The 16,878-nt window shown below is 71.2% G+C and carries 15 protein-coding genes; 6 read left to right on the top strand and 9 right to left on the bottom strand.

The features are described 5' to 3' along the window. Window positions 1–113 precede the first annotated feature (113 nt). Both ACZ51I_RS17135 and ACZ51I_RS17130 read left to right on the top strand, forming a co-directional pair. On the top strand, window positions 114–722 hold the full coding sequence (locus ACZ51I_RS17135) for a helix-turn-helix domain-containing protein (protein ID WP_468876846.1): 609 nt from the start codon (window positions 114–116) through the stop codon (window positions 720–722). A 32-nt stretch (window positions 723–754) separates the two neighbouring features. Beyond that, window positions 755–1,495: a tyrosine-protein phosphatase gene (locus ACZ51I_RS17130; protein ID WP_468876386.1), complete on the top strand. Its 741-nt coding sequence runs from the start codon at window positions 755–757 to the stop codon at window positions 1,493–1,495. A gap of 19 nt (window positions 1,496–1,514) precedes the next feature. Here ACZ51I_RS17130 and ACZ51I_RS17125 read toward each other — a convergent pair whose 3' ends face one another. Both ACZ51I_RS17125 and ACZ51I_RS17120 read right to left on the bottom strand, forming a co-directional pair. After that, the gene (locus tag ACZ51I_RS17125; protein ID WP_468876384.1) at window positions 1,515–2,531 is read right to left on the bottom strand and encodes a helix-turn-helix domain-containing protein; all 1,017 of its coding nucleotides are present in this window, start codon (window positions 2,529–2,531) and stop codon (window positions 1,515–1,517) included. 205 nt (window positions 2,532–2,736) lie between these two features. Beyond that, window positions 2,737–3,762 (bottom strand): ATP-dependent 6-phosphofructokinase, encoded by a 1,026-nt coding sequence (locus ACZ51I_RS17120; protein WP_468876382.1) that lies wholly within the window; start codon window positions 3,760–3,762, stop codon window positions 2,737–2,739. A 305-nt stretch (window positions 3,763–4,067) separates the two neighbouring features. Here ACZ51I_RS17120 and pta point away from each other — a divergent pair, with 305 nt between their 5' ends. From pta to pyk, 3 genes are all read left to right on the top strand, one after another. Continuing rightward, window positions 4,068–6,149 carry a phosphate acetyltransferase gene (pta, locus tag ACZ51I_RS17115; RefSeq protein WP_468876380.1) on the top strand — a complete coding sequence of 694 codons (2,082 nt, stop codon included), beginning with the start codon at window positions 4,068–4,070 and terminating at the stop codon, window positions 6,147–6,149. Next, on the top strand, window positions 6,146–7,369 hold the full coding sequence (locus ACZ51I_RS17110; protein ID WP_468876378.1) for an acetate kinase: 1,224 nt from the start codon (window positions 6,146–6,148) through the stop codon (window positions 7,367–7,369). Before pta ends, ACZ51I_RS17110 begins: the two co-directional genes overlap by 4 nt. Window positions 7,370–7,451: 82 nt before the next feature. Continuing rightward, entirely contained in the window at window positions 7,452–8,882 is a 1,431-nt protein-coding gene (gene pyk, locus ACZ51I_RS17105; RefSeq protein ID WP_468876376.1) for a pyruvate kinase, read from the top strand. Window positions 8,883–8,961: 79 nt separating this feature from the next. Here pyk and ACZ51I_RS17100 read toward each other — a convergent pair whose 3' ends face one another. The 4 genes from ACZ51I_RS17100 to ACZ51I_RS17085 form a co-directional block, all read right to left on the bottom strand. Then, entirely contained in the window at window positions 8,962–10,266 is a 1,305-nt protein-coding gene (locus tag ACZ51I_RS17100) for a hypothetical protein (protein ID WP_468876374.1), read from the bottom strand. Next, window positions 10,256–10,825: a DUF6114 domain-containing protein gene (locus tag ACZ51I_RS17095; RefSeq protein ID WP_468876372.1), complete on the bottom strand. Its 570-nt coding sequence runs from the start codon at window positions 10,823–10,825 to the stop codon at window positions 10,256–10,258. Before ACZ51I_RS17095 ends, ACZ51I_RS17100 begins: the two co-directional genes overlap by 11 nt. Window positions 10,826–10,943: 118 nt before the next feature. Next, window positions 10,944–11,624, bottom strand: coding sequence for a DUF6230 family protein (locus tag ACZ51I_RS17090; protein ID WP_468876370.1), 681 nt, complete (start codon window positions 11,622–11,624; stop codon window positions 10,944–10,946). 593 nt (window positions 11,625–12,217) lie between these two features. Beyond that, window positions 12,218–13,183: a tetratricopeptide repeat protein gene (locus ACZ51I_RS17085; protein WP_468876368.1), complete on the bottom strand. Its 966-nt coding sequence runs from the start codon at window positions 13,181–13,183 to the stop codon at window positions 12,218–12,220. A 329-nt stretch (window positions 13,184–13,512) separates the two neighbouring features. On the opposite strand from ACZ51I_RS17085, the gene ACZ51I_RS17080 reads away from it, so the two are divergent. Continuing rightward, complete coding sequence (locus ACZ51I_RS17080; protein WP_468876366.1) at window positions 13,513–14,148, top strand: TetR/AcrR family transcriptional regulator; 636 nt, start codon at window positions 13,513–13,515, stop codon at window positions 14,146–14,148. A 60-nt stretch (window positions 14,149–14,208) separates the two neighbouring features. Here ACZ51I_RS17080 and ACZ51I_RS17075 read toward each other — a convergent pair whose 3' ends face one another. From ACZ51I_RS17075 to ACZ51I_RS17065, 3 genes are all read right to left on the bottom strand, one after another. After that, the gene (locus ACZ51I_RS17075; protein ID WP_468876364.1) at window positions 14,209–15,909 is read right to left on the bottom strand and encodes an acyl-CoA mutase large subunit family protein; all 1,701 of its coding nucleotides are present in this window, start codon (window positions 15,907–15,909) and stop codon (window positions 14,209–14,211) included. Between the two features lie 71 nt (window positions 15,910–15,980). Beyond that, window positions 15,981–16,313, bottom strand: coding sequence for a DUF3817 domain-containing protein (locus ACZ51I_RS17070; protein WP_468876362.1), 333 nt, complete (start codon window positions 16,311–16,313; stop codon window positions 15,981–15,983). 54 nt (window positions 16,314–16,367) lie between these two features. Then, window positions 16,368–16,877 (bottom strand): MarR family winged helix-turn-helix transcriptional regulator, encoded by a 510-nt coding sequence (locus ACZ51I_RS17065; protein WP_468876360.1) that lies wholly within the window; start codon window positions 16,875–16,877, stop codon window positions 16,368–16,370. Window position 16,878: the final 1 nt, after the last annotated feature.

Genomic DNA, 16,878 nt, shown 5'->3' with positions numbered 1-16,878 from the left:
GGGGGAACGAACCGTAGCCAGCCCTCACCCTCCGCACCTACCGTGGCCGGGTGCACCAACCCTCCCCGCCCTTCGACGCCCAGGCCGCCCGCCGGCTCCGTGAGGCCCTCGGCATGGCCCCCGGTCATGTCGCCTACGGCCTGCGGGCGCAGTACGGCCTCCTCGTCCATCCCGACACCGTGGTCGCCTGGGAGCGCGGCCGGGTGCTCCCCACCGAACAGGAGCTCACCGCCCTCGCCGGCGTCCTGTGGTGCTCCCCCGCGGAGCTGATCGCCGCCGCCACCACCCTGCGCGAGCACCGGCTGGCCCGCGCCCTCTCCGTCGACGAGCTCGCCCGGCGGGTGGGCGTGGCCGCCCACGCGTACCAGCGGATGGAGGACGAGGGCCGCTGGCGCGGCACCGAACGCCAGACGGCGGCCCTCGCCGAGGTGCTCGGGCTCAGCCCGCGCGCCCTGATCACCGCGACCGGCGGCGACGGGGCCCTCGCCGAGCTGCTGCGCAACGCGGCGACCACCCGCTGGCAGGCGTACGTGAAACCGACCGTGAAGATGGTGCCGCTGCCCAAGCGGATCGTGGAGTCCGCGCTCCAGCGGCTCCACACGGACTACCACGCGCAGATGGCGGCGACCAGCAGCTGGGGCGCCTCGGGGGCGACCGGCGACGAGGGGCGCGCCTACCTGGAGGAGATCACCGGCCACTTCTGGGCCGCGGTCGGTCCGTAGACCGCCGGCACCGGGGCCGTACATTGGCGGCCGTGAGACGACACATATCCTTCGAACGACTTCACAACTTCCGTGATCTGGGCGGCTATCGGACCGCCGGCGGCGGAACCGTGCGGTGGGAGACCCTCTACCGCTCCGACTCCCTCGGCAAGCTCGCGGACGCCGGCCCGGCCGACCTGGAGCGCTTCCGCGCACTGGGCGTGGGAACGGTGATCGACCTGCGCTATCCGTGGGAGATCGACGGCAAGGGCCGCCTGCCGGAGACCGAGGCGGTCTCCTGGCACAACCTCTCCATCGAGCACCGCCCCTACGACCAGGAGGCGATCGACCCGGCCCTGGACCCCTGGCGCTACCTCGCCGACCGTTTCGCCGAGGTCGCCGAGGACGGGGCGGCGGAGCTCCGTACGGCCCTGGAGGTGATCGCCGCCGCCGAGGCGCCGCTCGTCTTCCACTGCGCCTCGGGGAAGGACCGTACGGGTCTGCTCGCGGCCGTCGTCCTCGACCTCCTGGAGGTCCCGGACGAGGACATCCTCGCCGACTTCGCGCTCACCGAGCTGGCGACGGAGCGGCTGATCGCCGACTGGCGGGCCGCGCACCCGGGCCGTGAACCGCGCTGGCCGGGCTACGGCCGGGCGCCCGCCGACGTCATCCGGCTGTTCCTGGCGGACCTGCGCGAGCGGTACGGCTCGGTGTACGGGTACGTCACCGGCCACGTCGGGCTGGACCCGGCGGTGGTGACGGCGCTCCGGGCCCGCTTGGTGGAGGCCGCGTAGGGCCTGTCCGGCGGATCCGTCAGTCCCGCCGGTCGAAGTCGAAGAGCTGGCCCGCCGCGTCCGGTGCGCAGGGCGCCTGGGCGAGGCGGGCCCAGGCGGCCGAGCGGTCGCCCACGACGGTGACGCAGCTGCCGGGGGTCGCGGAGCCCACGGGGACGATGCGGTAGCCCTCGACGGGAGTGCCGTACGCCTCCAGGGTGAAGGACTCGACCCGGGTCGGGTCGCCGCACTCCGAGTCCTCGTACGCGGCGCCGGGCATCCGGCCGCCGGAGGGCAGGCCGGAGCAGCCGGGACCGAAGTCGGGGTGGTGCGAGACGATCCTCCACCGGCCGCCGCCGAGCTCCGCAAGCGAGTAGCCCGGGAGGCCCGCGGCGGCGCACGGCAGCTGGTGGACCTGGCCGGTGCGGGTGCCGGGCCGTTCGCCGAGGCAGTACTCGGTGCCGGTCACCCGGATCCGGACGTCCCCGGCGGCGGGTGCCGTGGGGGTACGGGGCGGATGCCCGGCGTGGCCGTCCCGCAGGAAGGCGACGACGCTGAGGCCGGCGAGGACGAGGCCGGCGAGCGCGACCGCCGCGACGAGTCCCCGCCGTATCGACGACCGGGACCCGGGCCGCGCCCCGCCCGCACCGCCGCCGGGGCCGTCGCCGGCGGCCCCGGGCCAGACGGGCGCCGCACGGGGCGTCTCGGCGGTCCGCTCGACCGGGTCCGCGGCGGAGTCGTCGGCGGCGGCCGGGACCGGCTCGTACGTCCCCCGGGCCGCCAGCTCCCTCCGTACCGTCTGCCAGTCCTCCACCTCCCCCGGCGCGACCCCGCACGCGCGGACGAAGGCGGTGAGCAGCTCCTCGCGCGGCAGGGTCGGGCGGGACAGCATGTTCGCCACGGTGGAGCGGGGCAGGGCGTCGCCGTGTGTCCCGGCGCGCGCCGACAGCTCGCGGTAGGTCAGGCCCGACCAGTCCTTGAGGGCCTGGAGGCGCGCGAGGAACTCGGTGGGGCTCCGTGCCTCCCGTGGATCGGGAGCGTGCTCCCCCGGCGTCATCCGCGCCTCCCCCCTCCGCCGGACAGGGTCGGGACATGTCCGGGACAGGCCCAAGCCTTGTTGATCGCGCGCCGTGGCTCAAGAGTGGAATCCGGCATTTCCGGGGGGATGCCGGGCACGGCGGAGTGGCCCCGACCGTCCACGGGGGGACGGTCGGGGCCACTCGGTCGCGCCGGCGGCCGGGGGCTGTCCGGCGGATCAGGGCCTAGAAGACCGACTCCGCCTCGCGCATCCGGTACTCGGGGACGGTCTTCAGCCGGGTCACGGCCTCGGCCAGCGGAACCATCTCGACGTCCGTGCCGCGCAGCGCCGTCATCCGGCCGAAGTCGCCGCGGTGCGCCGCCTCCACCGCGTGCCAGCCGAAGCGCGTCGCGAGCACCCGGTCGTACGCGGTCGGCGTGCCGCCGCGCTGGACGTGGCCGAGGATGACCGGGCGGGCCTCCTTGCCGAGGCGCCGCTCCAGCTCGACGGCGAGCTGGTTGCCGATGCCCTGGAAGCGCTCGTGACCGAACTGGTCGATCTCGCCCTTCTTGTAGTCCATCGAGCCCTCGACGGGGTGGGCCCCCTCGGCGACGCAGATGACGGCGAACTTCTTGCCGCGGGCGAAGCGCTCCTCGACCATCTTGACGAGGTCGTCGATCTGGAAGGGGCGCTCGGGGAGACAGATGCCGTGGGCGCCGCCGGCCATGCCGGACTCCAGGGCGATCCAGCCGGCGTGGCGGCCCATCACCTCGACGACCATCACCCGCTGGTGGGACTCGGCGGTGGTCTTGAGGCGGTCCATGGCCTCGGTGGCGACACCGACGGCCGTGTCGAAGCCGAAGGTGCGGTCCGTGGAGGAGATGTCGTTGTCGATGGTCTTCGGGACGCCGACGACGGGCATACCGGCGTCGGAGAGCATCCGGGCGGCGGTCAGGGTGCCTTCGCCGCCGATGGGGATGAGGACGTCGATGCCGTACTGGCGGGCCAGGTCGGAGGCGGACTCGGCGGCCTCGCGGAGCCGGTTCCGCTCCAGGCGGGCCGAGCCGAGGATGGTGCCGCCACGCGCCAGGATGCCGCTGACGGCGTTGAGGTCGAGGGGGCGGAAGTGGCCGTCGAGGAGGCCCTTGAAGCCGTCCTCGAAGCCGATGACTTCGTCGTCGTGGCCGGTCAGCGCCCGGTGCACGACCGACCGGATCACTGCGTTCAGGCCGGGGCAGTCGCCGCCTGCGGTGAGAACTCCGATGCGCATCGTGCTGTGTCTCCTGCTCGGTCGCGGTCCGTGATGAGTCACCGCAATTCTCACACGCCCTCTCTGACGGGGGCGCTCGCCGCATGTCCGCGCGTCCCCGCCGACGGCCCTCCGGAGGCCTTTCGCCCCGGGTTTCCGGGCCTTTCGTCCGGGGGGCGTCGTAACCATCGACGGGGGTATTGTCAAGGGGTAATGCCGCCCTATCGGGGGCTTTCTGAGCACTGTCGATTGACGCACGGGCCGCGGTTCGGTGCCGCGAGGGCACCACTCGGCCCCTTCCGCAGGACTGGACAGGAGACCACGGCGTGACGCGCAGCGTGTACGTGACCGGGATCGACCGCGGTGACGGCCGCCAGGTCGTCGAGCTGGGAGTCATGGAGCTCCTCACCCGCCAGGTGGACCGGGTGGGGGTGTTCCGGCCGCTGGTGCACCACCGTCCCGACCGGCTCTTCGATCTGCTGCGCGCCCGCTACCGGCTCTCGCAGGACCCGTCGACGGTCTACGGCATGGACTACCACGAGGCCTCCGCGCTCCAGGCCGAGCGCGGCACCGACGAGCTGGTCTCCCGGCTCGTCGACCGCTTCCACGCCGTCGCCCGGGACTACGAGGTCGTCCTCGTCCTCGGCACCGACTTCGCCGCCACCCAGCTCCCCGACGAGCTCGCGCTCAACGCGCGCCTCGCGAACGAGTTCGGCGCCCCCGTCATCCCGGTGGTCGGCGGCAAGGGCCAGCCCGCCGAGTCCGTACGGGCAGAGGCGCGCAACGCCTTCCGGGCGTACGACGGGCTGGGCTGCGACGTGCTCGCGATGGTCGTCAACCGGGTGGCCGGCGAGGACCGCGAGGCCATCGCCGAGCGGCTCGCGGCCCGCCTCCCCGTGCCCTGCTACGTCCTGCCCGACGAGCCGGCGCTCGCCGCGCCCACGGTCGCCCAGATCACCCAGGCGCTCGGCGCCTCCGTCGTCCTCGGCGACGACGCGGGCCTCGCGCGGGACGCCCTCGACTTCGTCTTCGGCGGCGCGATGCTGCCGAACTTCCTCAACGCGCTGACCCCGGGCTGTCTCGTCGTCACCCCCGGGGACCGGGCCGACCTGGTCGTCGGCGCGCTCGCCGCGCACTCGGCCGGCACCCCGCCGATCGCCGGGGTGCTGCTCACCCTGAACGAGCGGCCCAGCGAGGAGATCCTGACCCTGGCGGCCCGCCTCGCGCCCGGCACCCCGGTCATCTCCGTACCCGGCACCAGCTTCCCGACCGCCACCGAGCTGTTCTCGCTCGAAGGCAAGCTGAGCGCCGCCACTCCGCGCAAGGCGGAGACCGCCCTCGGCCTCTTCGAGCGGCACGTGGACACCGCCGACCTCCTCAAGCGGGTCTCGCTCGCCCGCAGCGGCCGGGTCACCCCGATGATGTTCGAGCACGAACTGCTCGAACAGGCGCGGGCCGACCGGCGCCGGGTGGTGCTGCCGGAGGGCACCGAGGAGCGGGTGCTGCGCGCGGCGGACGTGCTGATCCGCCGGGACGTCTGCGACCTGACGCTCCTCGGCGACGTCGAGGTGATCCGCAAGAAGGCCGCCGACCTGAGCGTGAACCTCGGCGACACGCAGCTGATCGACCCGCAGACCTCGGAGCTGCGCGACACGTTCGCCGAGAAGTACGCGGCGCTGCGGGCCCACAAGGGCGTCACGGTCGAGCTGGCGTACGACGTGGTGTCGGACGTCAACTACTTCGGCACCCTGATGGTGCAGGAGGGCCTGGCCGACGGCATGGTCTCGGGCTCGGTGCACTCGACGGCGGCGACCATCCGCCCGGCCTTCGAGATCATCAAGACGAAGCCGGACGCGTCGATCGTCTCGTCCGTCTTCTTCATGTGCCTCGCCGACAAGGTGCTCGTGTACGGCGACTGCGCGGTCAACCCGGACCCGAACGCGGAGCAGCTCGCGGACATCGCGGCCCAGTCGGCGGCGACGGCGGCCCGCTTCGGCGTGGAGCCGCGGATCGCGATGCTCTCGTACTCCACCGGCACCTCGGGCTCCGGCGCGGACGTCGACAAGGTGCGGGAGGCGACGAAGCTGGTCCGCGAGGCCCATCCGGAGCTGCGGATCGAGGGCCCGATCCAGTACGACGCGGCCGTCGAGCCCTCCGTCGCGGCGACGAAGCTGCCGGGTTCGGAGGTGGCGGGCCAGGCGACCGTGCTGATCTTCCCCGACCTCAACACGGGCAACAACACCTACAAGGCCGTGCAGCGTTCGGCCGGCGCCGTGGCCGTCGGCCCGGTGCTCCAGGGTCTGCGCAAGCCCGTGAACGACCTCTCGCGCGGCGCGCTCGTCAGCGACATCGTCAACACGGTCGCCATCACGGCGATCCAGTCCCAGGCCCAGGAGCTCCCGGCATGACCCCTCCCACCCGTGTACTGGTCCTCAACTCCGGCTCCTCGTCGGTGAAGTACCAGTTGCTCGACATGCGTGACGACAGCCGCCTGGCGCAGGGGCTCGTGGAGCGGATCGGCGAGGAGACCTCGCGGCTCGTGCACGCCCCGCTCCAGGGCGGGGAGAAGCGCGAGAAGACCGGGCCGATCGCCGACCACGCGGCCGCGCTGAAGGCGGTCGCCGAGGAGCTGGCGGCGGACGGCCTCGGCCTGGACTCCCCCGAGCTCGCGGCGATCGGCCACCGGGTGGTGCACGGCGGCCTGCGGTTCACCGAGCCGACGGTCATCGACGAGGAGGTGCTCGCGGAGATCGAGCGGCTCGTGCCGGTGGCGCCGCTGCACAACCCGGCGAACCTGACCGGGATCCGTACGGCGATGGCGCTGCGCCCGGACCTGCCGCAGGTGGCGGTCTTCGACACCGCCTTCCACACCACGATGCCGGAGTCGGCGGCGCGGTACGCGATCGACGTGGAGACCGCCGACGCGCACCGGATCCGGCGGTACGGCTTCCACGGCACCTCGCACGCGTACGTCTCGCGGGAGACGGCGCGGCTGCTCGGCAAGGAGCCGGAGGAGGTGAACGTGATCGTGCTGCACCTGGGGAACGGCGCCTCCGCCTCGGCGGTGCGCGGTGGCCGGTGCGTGGACACCTCGATGGGCCTGACCCCCCTGGAGGGCCTGGTCATGGGCACGCGCTCGGGCGACATCGACCCGGCGGTGACCTTCCACCTCAAGCGGGTGGCGGGGATGTCGACGGACGAGATCGACGTGCTGCTGAACAAGAAGTCGGGTCTGGTGGGGCTCTGCGGCGACAACGACATGCGGGAGATCCGCCGGCGGATCGACGAGGGCGACGAGCGGGCGGCGCTCGCCTTCGACATCTACGTCCACCGCCTCAAGAAATACATCGGGGCGTACTACGCGGTGCTCGGCCGGGTGGACGCGGTGGCGTTCACGGCGGGGGTCGGTGAGAACGCCGCGCCGGTGCGGGAGGCTGCGATCGCGGGCCTGGAGGAGCTGGGGCTCGCGGTGGACGCGGACCTGAACGCCGTGCGTTCCGACGAGGCCCGGATCATCTCGCCGGTGTACGCGCGGGTGGCGGTCGCGGTGGTGCCGACGGACGAGGAGCTGGAGATCGCGCGCCAGAGTTACGCGCTCGTTCTGGACGGGGCGAGCTCGAACGAGTGAACGCCTGAGCGGGCCCGCGCCCATTTGCACTTTCCGCCAGACGGAATATTCCGCAGTGAAACAAACCGATAGGATCCGCCTTATGCGCCGTTCCAAAATCGTCTGCACGCTGGGCCCCGCCGTCGACTCGTATGAGCAGCTGAAGGCTCTCATCGAGGCCGGTATGAACGTGGCCCGATTCAACTTCAGCCACGGGTCCCAGGCAGAGCACCAGGAGCGGTACGACCGCGTCCGGCAGGTCTCCGCGGACACCGGGCGCGCCGTCGGCGTCCTCGCCGACCTCCAGGGCCCGAAGATCCGTCTGGAGACCTTCGCCGAGGGACCGGTCGAGCTGGTGCGCGGTGACGAGTTCACCATCACCACCGAGGACGTCCCCGGCGACAAGTCGATCTGCGGCACCACCTACAAGGGGCTGCCCGGCGACGTCTCCAAGGGCGACCAGGTCCTGATCAACGACGGCAACGTCGAGCTGCGGGTCGTCGAGGTCGAGGGCCCCCGCGTCAAGACCATCGTCGTCGAGGGCGGCGTCATCTCCGACCACAAGGGCATCAACCTGCCCGGCGCGGCGGTCAACGTCCCCGCCCTGTCGGAGAAGGACGTCGACGACCTCCGCTTCGCCCTGCGGATGGGCTGCGACATGGTCGCCCTCTCCTTCGTCCGTGACGCCAACGACGTCAAGGACGTCCACAAGGTGATGGACGAGGAGGGCCGCCGGGTCCCCGTCATCGCCAAGGTGGAGAAGCCGCAGGCCGTGGAGAACATGGAGGCCGTCGTCGCGGCCTTCGACGCGGTCATGGTGGCCCGTGGCGACCTCGCCGTGGAGTACCCGCTGGAGCAGGTCCCGATGGTGCAGAAGCGCCTCGTGGAGATGTGCCGCCGCAACGCCAAGCCGGTCATCGTCGCCACCCAGATGATGGAGTCGATGATCACCAACTCCCGTCCGACCCGCGCCGAGGCGAGCGACGTCGCCAACGCGATCCTGGACGGCGCGGACGCGGTCATGCTGTCAGCCGAGTCCTCGGTCGGCGCGTACCCGATCGAGACCGTGAAGACGATGTCGAAGATCGTCGCGGCGGCCGAGGAGGAGCTGCTCTCCAAGGGCCTCCAGCCCCTGGTCCCGGGCAAGAAGCCGCGCACCCAGGGCGGCTCGGTCGCCCGCGCGGCCTGCGAGATCGCGGACTTCCTGGACGGTAAGGCGCTGATCGCCTTCACGCAGTCCGGCGACACCGCCCGCCGCCTCTCCCGCTACCGCACCCAGCAGCCGATCCTCGCCTTCACGACGGACGAGGGCACCCGCAACCAGCTCACGCTGAGCTGGGGCGTGGAGTCCTTCCTCGTCCCGTTCGTGGAGACCACGGACGCCATGGTCGACCTCGTGGACGCCGAGCTCCTCAAGCTCCAGCGCCACAACGAGGGCGACACCATGGTCATCACCGCCGGCTCGCCCCCCGGCGTCCCGGGCACGACCAACATGGTCCGCGTCCACCACCTGGGCGGCACCGAGCAGGCCTGATCCGCGTGACGCGTGACGAAGCCCCCGTCCGGATCGGACGGGGGCTTCGTCGTGTGCGGCTCCCGGAGGGGTACGGGGATCAGCTGGGCTCGATCGTGTTGTGGAGGCCCGGGACGCGGAGGGTGCCGCCGAACTGGCCGGCCTGCTTGAGCTTCACCTGAGTGAAGAAGACCTCCGGGATGTTCAGCGGCGGCGGGGACTCCGGGCTGAAGGTGATCGGGACGAGGCCGATGAGGTTGCCCTTCAGCTCCTCCGTGTACATCGTCACCGTGCCGCCGGTGATGGTCGACGTCTCGCCCTGGGTGGAACGGACGTGGGCCGTCAGCCCTTCGGAGTGCTCCGTCAGCTGGTGCAGGTCCTTGATGCCCACCCCGGAGGCGGTGAACTTCAGCACCTTCTTGATCTTTCCGCTGCCGGTCTTCACCTCGACGATGCCGTGGTACTTCAGGCCGTGCAGCGTGAGCTTCGTGCTCTCCAGCCGCCACGGCTCGTCCGGGAGCAGCGGAATGCCGGGCTCCAGTTCGGCGTCGGCGAGCGCCTGCGCGTCGTACTCGGGGCACGGGAAGCGGGGCTTGGCCCCGTCGGGTATGGACTCATCCTTTTTGGCATCCAGGCCCTGGGCGCTCTCCGGGAGCTCCTCGACCTGCACGCCCGCCTTCTCGGCGGCCTTCTCGATCGCCGTCTTCGTCTTCTGCGTGGCCGCGCCGGTCTTCGGCTTCGTGGCCGGGGTGGTGGCCGCCGAGGACGGTTCGTCGGTCGCCGGCGCCTTGTCGGCGGGGGCCTGCGTCGGCTGCGGGGCGGCGGTCGTCGGCGCCGCCGTCGTGGGCGTGGGCGTGGCCGTCGGCGTCTTGTCCGCGCCCTCGAAGAGGTCCTTCAGGGCGTCGCCCAGGCCCAGCGGGTCCAGCGGGTTCTTGGACTGCGTCGGGGAGGGCGTGGCCGTGGGCGCCGGGGCGGTCGTCGCCTGCACCTGTGTCCGTGTCTGCGGCGCGGCCGTCTGTCCGGTCGCCGTCGCGGTGGGCGTCGGGGTCGCGGACGGTGTGACGGTGGCGGAGGGCGTCGCGGTCACCGAGGGGGTGTCCGTCGGCTTGACCGTGGCGGTCGCGGTGGGCTTGGCGCTCTCCTCTGGCTTCGCCGTCTCCGTCGCCTCCGGCGTCGGCTCGTCGGAGCGCGTCACGCAGGGGCCGGGGGCGAAGGGGAAGTCCTTGTCGTCCGCGAGGGCGAGCTTGGGTGTGAGGCCCATGCCCACGAACACCGCGGTCGGCATGGCCGCCAGCGCCATCGCCTTCCCGGCGGGGCCCTGGATCCTGTTCAGCAGCGACTTGCGCGGGGCCGCGTGCCGCGGGCCCTCCTTCGCGAGCGCCGACTGATTCTCGTCACCCCGCACTGTTCCTCCCGCCGTTGGCTTCGATCGTCGTGTCGGTCGCGTGGTACTCCGCCTCGCGCTGCTCCGGGACCACGGCCGCCGGCACGACCTCCGTAGCGGGCTCCGCACCCGCCTCGTACGAGGCCTCCGGGTGACCGTCGTGCTCTGCGTGCTCGGTCTCCTCGACCGGGGGCGCGGGCGCCCAGGCGACTGACATGCCGCCTCCGATGAGGGCGAACAGGAATCCGATGACGAGGCCGCCGAAGTTCGACACCGGGATGGAGACGAGCGCCAGGACGATCGTCGCGACGCCGGCGAACACCCGCACGACGGGCTGGAACCACATCGTCAGACCGAGGGTGATGAGCAGGACGCCGATGATCAGCGCAGCCGATCCGGCGGTCGTCTGCATGGCCATGGTGATGTTGCCGAGCCGCATGTCCCCGTACGGCAGGTAGGCGATCGGCACACCGCCGATCATGGTGAACAGTCCCGCCCAGAAGGGCCGGGTCTGCCTCCAGACCTTGAACCGGTTCTCCTTCGTGGGGACTTCGCGGGAGGCGGGGATCTCGGCGCTCATGGAACAGCTCCCTGGAAGCGGTGTTGCTGAGAAAGGTGAAGACAAGGAACCTGGCGGGTGGGACCGCACGCGACGGCCCCACCCTCCGGACGGATCGGTCCTGGTGGACCGGCCGGTCCTAGTAGCACTCGGCCGACGTACCCCGGTGCAGGGACAGGTGCAGGTCGGGGAGCTTGAAGGTGCCGGCCGTGGTGGCCCACGCCTTCTGCTCCACGTTGTTCAGCGTCGCCTGCTCCGCGCGCTGGCCGAAGCCGTACGGGTTGGCCTTGGTGTTGGGCTGAATGCCCGGCTTGCCCGGGACCGGCTTGCCGCCGAACTCGTTGAGCTTGCCTGCGGCGACGCCGATGTCGATGTTCTTGAACTCGGCGTCGGTCTTGAGCTCGGAGACATCGAGGTAGATGTCCTTCGCGTAGACCTTGTCCTCGTCCTTGCCGGACTTGACGGCGTCGGTGCCGGCCTCGAGGCGGAGGGTGACGTCACCGATGAACGGCACCTTCGGCGTGACGACCGACTGGCACATGTTGGTGATCCAGGCCTCGGAGAAGCCGGACACGGCCACCGGGGCGGCGAAGTCCTTGCCCTCGAGGTCCTTGCCACCGTCCACGCTGCCGTACTGGACGAAGTCCGTACCGACGAGGCTGTTGGCCTTAACCTTGAATTCCTGGCCGGAGATGCTGAAGGACGCGGCGAGCGCGCCCTGGGCCAGGCCGACACCGATCGCGGCCGTCGCGGCCACACTCGGGACCATGACGACGGCGAACCGCTTCCATCTGGTCCCGCCACGTACCTGGGACTTCATGAGAATTCCTCCTTCTCGGACGTACATCTCCGAAGGGGGCCCGGGGGGCCCGCCCTGGGATGGGAGAAGAGCTACGTCCTCGGGAAGGAGAGCGCCGAGGCATCAGGCGGCGCGACGCGCGTCCGAATCACCGGCGATCACCCCCGAGCGACAACCATGGGTCACGCCTTGGAGCGCGACCTGATTGGACAGGCCCCGTTCGGTGAGAGCGGGAACCCCCCTGTCCACGACCGGTGCCGGAACACCGGTCCACTCGGTGGGGACCCTCGCCGCGATCCCGGGTGGTTGCCGGGGTGGTGCGGTTCGGACCGAGCGTGGCCGATCGTGGTCCATTCCGGGCCCCCGCACAAGGGGGATCGTTACTGGCTAGTAACGGGTGGATAACCACGTCATGGCGGGAAGGGACCGAACGGGCACGCTGGGTACGTTCGTACGACGGAGAATGTCGGCAGATCGCCGGATGAATCCGGACAGAACGCCGGGTTCGATTTACTGGAAGTAACAGCGGCCGCGATTACCAAGTTTTGGTAAAGCGCGGCCGCGTTTTGTCACCCTGCTGCCAAATCGTCAGACGATCCGGCACGCCCCGGGGGCTAGAACAGCACCCGCGCCAGGGCCTGCCGGGCCGCCGTCACGCGGGGGTCGTCGGCGCCGATCACCTCGAACAGCTCCAGGAGCCGCAGCCGCGCCGCGTTCCGGTCCTCGCCCGCCGTGCGGCGCACGGTCTCCACGAGCCGCCCGAAGGCGTCCTGCACATGACCGCCCACGAGATCGAGGTCGGCGGCGGCGATCTGCGCGGTGACGTCGGCCGGATCGTCCGCCGCGTTCCTGCGGACGGCGCCGGGGTCGAGGTCCTGAACCCGGACGAGGAGTTCGGCCTGCGCCAGGCCGAGCTTGGCCTCCGGGTGGGCCGGGTCGTCGGCGAGCACGTTCTTGTACGCCTGGACGGCGCCGGCCAGGTCACCCGCGTCGAGCGCGGACATGGCCGCTTCGAGGAGGGCGTCGTACGGACCGGCCGGCTGCGCGGCGGGGTCGAAGGCGTCGGCGCCCGCGTCCACGGCGATGCCGGTCAGACCGAAGCGCTCCTCGCCGACCTGGATCAGCTGGTCGAGGGTCTCCCGGATCTGCGCCTCGGGCACGGCGCCCTGGAACAGCGGCAGCGCCTGACCGGCGACCACCGCGAAAACGGCCGGAATTCCCTGGATGCCGAACTGCTGCATCAGCATCTGGTTGGCGTCGACGTCGATCTTCGCGAGCAGGAAGCGGCCGTTGTACTCGACGGCGAGACGCTCCAGGAGGGGGCCGAGCTGCTTGCACGGCTCGCACCACTCGGCCCAGAAGTCGAGGACGACCGGAACCTCGGCCGAGCGCTGGAGCACATCGCGCTCGAAGCCGGCCTCGTCGACGTCGATCACCAGGGCCGACGGGGGCACCGCGGCGGAACCACCCTGCCGGGCGGCTTCGGCGCGCACCTGCTCCGCCTTCGCCTTGGCCTCTCCGGCCGCCTTCACCGCGGCGAGGTCGACGACGCCGCTCATGGACATGTTTCGGGGCTGCATGGATACATCCTCCCCCTTCCGCGCGCGTAACCGGTAAGCCATGGCTGAACCGTGCCGTCCGTACGTCTCCCGCCGGTGTGCGAGACGCGTGGACGACACGGTTCTTCGTCTTCGTTCAGCACCGGATCCCCACCCGGTGCTGGGGTGCGTGCCGGGTCCCCACCCGGCACTCTGGTTGTCGCTCAGGCCGCTCAATGCCTTTCGCTACAGGTCGTAGCGTAACTCCAGGGGCGGATCCCGCGGGAGGGCGGGGGCGGGATCCGTACGGTGAACTGCCTCACATCACGGGCCTCTGGCGCGTTACCTACCGGCGGGTATGGTCGCTTTTCATGTGCAGCCGTACCAAGCCCCGCAGCAGCCGGACCGGGCGTCCTCGCTCCACCGAGGCCGACACGGCCATCCTGGAGGCGACCCGCGCGGCCCTGGTCGAGCTGGGCTGGTCCAAACTCACGATGGGGGACGTGGCCGGCCGCGCCGGGGTTGCCAAGACGACCCTCTACCGCCGCTGGGCCAACAAGAACGAGCTCGTGGTCGACGCCGTGGCCGTCCTCTTCGATGAACTCGAACTCCCCGACCTGGGTTCCCTCCAGGCCGACATCGAGCATGTGGTCCTGCAGTTCGCGACCCTCCTCGAACGGCCCGAGACGAAGACGGCCCTGATGGCGGTGGTGGCCGAGTCGACCCGGGACGAGCCGCTGCGCGAGCGCATACGCGCCTCGATCGTCGACCGCCAGAAGCGGCTGGTCCTGGCGGGCCGCGAGCGTGCGCAGCTGCGCGGCGAACTCCCGGCGGGTCGCGACCCGATGGCCGTGGACGCCACCGACGACCTGATCTTCGACGTCATCGCGGGCGCGGTCGTGCACCGCGCGCTGGTGAGCGCCGAGCCGGTGGACGCCCCCTGGGTGGCCCGGCTCTCGGCGCTCCTGGTCGGCGGACTCGGCGCGGTGGCGGCGGTCGGCGGCTGAGCCGGGGACGCGACAGGGGCGGTACGGGATTCCCGTACCGCCCCTGTCATGTGCGGGGGATCAGAAGCCCGGGGGCTCCGTGTAGACGCCCCACTCGTCGCGGAGGGCGTCGCAGATCTCGCCGAGCGTGGCCTCGGCGCGGACGGCCGCCAGCATCGGGGCGATCATGTTCGAGCCGTCGCGGGCGGCGGCCAGCATCGCGTCGATCGAGGCGCGGACCTCGGCGTCGTCGCGGCGCCCCTTGCGCTCGCCGAGGACGCGGACCTGCTCCCACTCGACCTCGTGGCTGACCCGGAGGATCTCCAGGTCGCCGGTGACGGAGCCGTGGTGGACGTTGACGCCGACGACGCGCTTGTCGCCCTTCTCCAGGGAGCGCTGGTACTGGAAGGCGGACTCGGCGATCTCGCCGGTGAACCAGCCGTCCTCGATGCCGCGCAGGATGCCGGAGGTGATCGGGCCGATGGGGTGCTGCCCGTCCGGGTGGGCGCGGAGGCCGCGCTCCTTGATCTGGTCGAAGATCTTCTCGGCGTCGGCCTCGATGCGGTCGGTGAGCTGCTCGACGTACCAGGAACCGCCCAGCGGGTCGGCGACGTTGGCGACGCCGGTCTCCTCCATCAGCACCTGCTGGGTGCGGAGCGCGATCTCGGCGGCCTGCTCGCTGGGGAGCGCGAGGGTCTCGTCGAGGGCGTTGGTGTGGAGGGAGTTGGTGCCGCCGAGGACGGCGGAGAGGGCCTCGACCGCGGTCCGCACGACGTTGTTGTACGGCTGCTGGGCGGTGAGGGAGACACCGGCGGTCTGGGTGTGGAAGCGGAGCCACTGCGCCTTGTCGGTCTTGGCGCCGTAGACCTCCTTCATCCAGCGGGCCCAGATCCTGCGCGCGGCGCGGAACTTGGCGATCTCCTCGAAGAAGTCGAGGTGCGCGTCGAAGAAGAAGGAGAGGCCGGGGGCGAAGACGTCGACGTCGAGGCCGCGGGAGAGGCCGAGTTCCACGTAGCCGAAGCCGTCGGCGAGGGTGTACGCGAGCTCCTGGGCGGCCGTCGCGCCGGCCTCGCGGATGTGGTAGCCGGAGACGGAGAGCGGCTTGTACGCGGAGATGTTGGCCGCGCAGTGCTCCATCAGGTCGCCGATGAGGCGCAGATGGGGCTCGGGCTCGAAGAGCCACTCCTTCTGCGCGATGTACTCCTTGAAGATGTCGGTCTGGAGCGTGCCGTTGAGCACGGCCGGGTCGACGCCCTGGCGCTCGGCGGCGACCAGGTACATGCAGAAGACCGGGACGGCGGGCCCGGAGATGGTCATGGAGGTCGTGACGTCGCCGAGCGGGATGTCCTTGAAGAGGACCTCCATGTCGGCGGCGGAGTCGATGGCGACACCGCAGTGGCCGACCTCGCCCAGCGAGCGGGGGTCGTCGGAGTCGCGGCCCATGAGGGTCGGCATGTCGAAGGCGACGGAGAGGCCGCCGCCGCCGGCGGCCAGGATCATCTTGTAGCGCTCGTTGGTCTGCTCGGCGTTGCCGAAGCCGGCGAACTGGCGGATGGTCCAGGTCCGGCCGCGGTAGCCGGTCGGGTGCAGGCCCCGGGTGAAGGGGTACTCACCGGGCCAGCCGATGCGCTCGAACCCCTCGTAGGTGTCGCCGGGCCGGGGCCCGTAGACCGGCTCGACGGCGTCGCCGGAGAGCGTGGTGAAGTCGGCGTCCCGCTTGCGGGCCTTGTCGTAACGGGCCTGCCAGCGACGGCGGCCTTCCTCGATGGCGTCAGCGTCCATGCTTCGAATTTACTAGGACGTCCTAGTAAATGTCGATGGCAAACCCCCGCACATGTGTGCGGGGGTGGGGGTCAGGCCTTGACGGGCTGCGGCTGCGCGCCGCTGACCAGCGGAAGCGTCTCGGCGACGACCTTGCGCTCGACGAAGAACGCGGCGGTCGGGATGGTGCCGGACAGCAGCACCCACAGGAGCTTGCCGAAGGGCCACTTCGCCTTGGAGCCCAGGTCGAAGGCGAAGACCAGGTAGATGATGTAGAGGACGCCGTGGAGCTGGGAGACCGCGAAGGTCAGGTCCTCGCCGACGCCGAAGCCGTACTTGGCGACCATGCACGCGCACAGGATGAGCAGCATGACGGCGGTCACATAGGCCATGACGCGGTAGCGGGTCAGCACGCTGGATTTCATGCCGTCGAGCGTAACGGCACGATCCGGGCGATCTTCGCGCGGGGCCCGCTCGGCTCAGCCCTCGTCGAAGTCGTGCGCCGCGACCCGCAGCGGGCGGAGCATCGCGAAGATCTCCGCGCACTCCTCGGCGTCGTACGCGCCGAGGCCGAAGTCCATCGCCATCAGGTCGCGGGTGGCGGCCTCGACCACCTCGCGCCCCTTCTCGGTGATCGACGCCAGCGTCCCGCGCCCGTCGTTCGGGTTGGGGCGCTTGCCGACGAGGCCCGACCTCACGAGCCGGTCCACCGTGTTCGTCACCGAGGTCGGGTGGACCATCAGCCGCTCGCCGATCTTGGACATCGGCAGCTCGCCCGCCTTCGAGAAGGTGAGCAGGACCAGGGCCTCGTACCGCGCGAAGGTCAGCCCGTACGGCTTGACGACCGCGTCGACCTCCGCGAGGAGGATCTGGTGGGCGCGCATGATCGAGGTGATCGCGGCCATGGAGGGGACCGGCCCCCAGCGCTTCTGCCAGAGTTCGTCGGCTCGGGCGATGGGGTCGAAGGGGAGACTGAGCGGCTTCGGCACG

Source organism: Streptomyces sp. NPDC034084 (assembly GCF_055575535.1).
Note: the sequence above shows the minus strand (reverse complement) of the source record. Positions and strands in the feature narration are given on the sequence as shown.

What these genes read in the sequence shown, in the direction of transcription:
- ACZ51I_RS17135 (WP_468876846.1), top strand. Translation starts at nt 114, where the DNA reads ATGGCCCCCGGTCATGTCGCCTACGGCCTGCGGGCGCAGTACGGCCTC.
- ACZ51I_RS17075 (WP_468876364.1), bottom strand. Translation starts at nt 15,909, where the DNA reads ATGGACGCTGACGCCATCGAGGAAGGCCGCCGTCGCTGGCAGGCCCGT.
- ACZ51I_RS17125 (WP_468876384.1), bottom strand. Translation starts at nt 2,531, where the DNA reads ATGACGCCGGGGGAGCACGCTCCCGATCCACGGGAGGCACGGAGCCCC.
- ACZ51I_RS17120 (WP_468876382.1), bottom strand. Translation starts at nt 3,762, where the DNA reads ATGCGCATCGGAGTTCTCACCGCAGGCGGCGACTGCCCCGGCCTGAAC.
- ACZ51I_RS17070 (WP_468876362.1), bottom strand. Translation starts at nt 16,313, where the DNA reads ATGAAATCCAGCGTGCTGACCCGCTACCGCGTCATGGCCTATGTGACC.
- pyk (WP_468876376.1), top strand. Translation starts at nt 7,452, where the DNA reads ATGCGCCGTTCCAAAATCGTCTGCACGCTGGGCCCCGCCGTCGACTCG.
- ACZ51I_RS17085 (WP_468876368.1), bottom strand. Translation starts at nt 13,183, where the DNA reads ATGCAGCCCCGAAACATGTCCATGAGCGGCGTCGTCGACCTCGCCGCG.
- ACZ51I_RS17080 (WP_468876366.1), top strand. Translation starts at nt 13,513, where the DNA reads ATGTGCAGCCGTACCAAGCCCCGCAGCAGCCGGACCGGGCGTCCTCGC.
- ACZ51I_RS17110 (WP_468876378.1), top strand. Translation starts at nt 6,146, where the DNA reads ATGACCCCTCCCACCCGTGTACTGGTCCTCAACTCCGGCTCCTCGTCG.
- ACZ51I_RS17090 (WP_468876370.1), bottom strand. Translation starts at nt 11,624, where the DNA reads ATGAAGTCCCAGGTACGTGGCGGGACCAGATGGAAGCGGTTCGCCGTC.
- ACZ51I_RS17095 (WP_468876372.1), bottom strand. Translation starts at nt 10,825, where the DNA reads ATGAGCGCCGAGATCCCCGCCTCCCGCGAAGTCCCCACGAAGGAGAAC.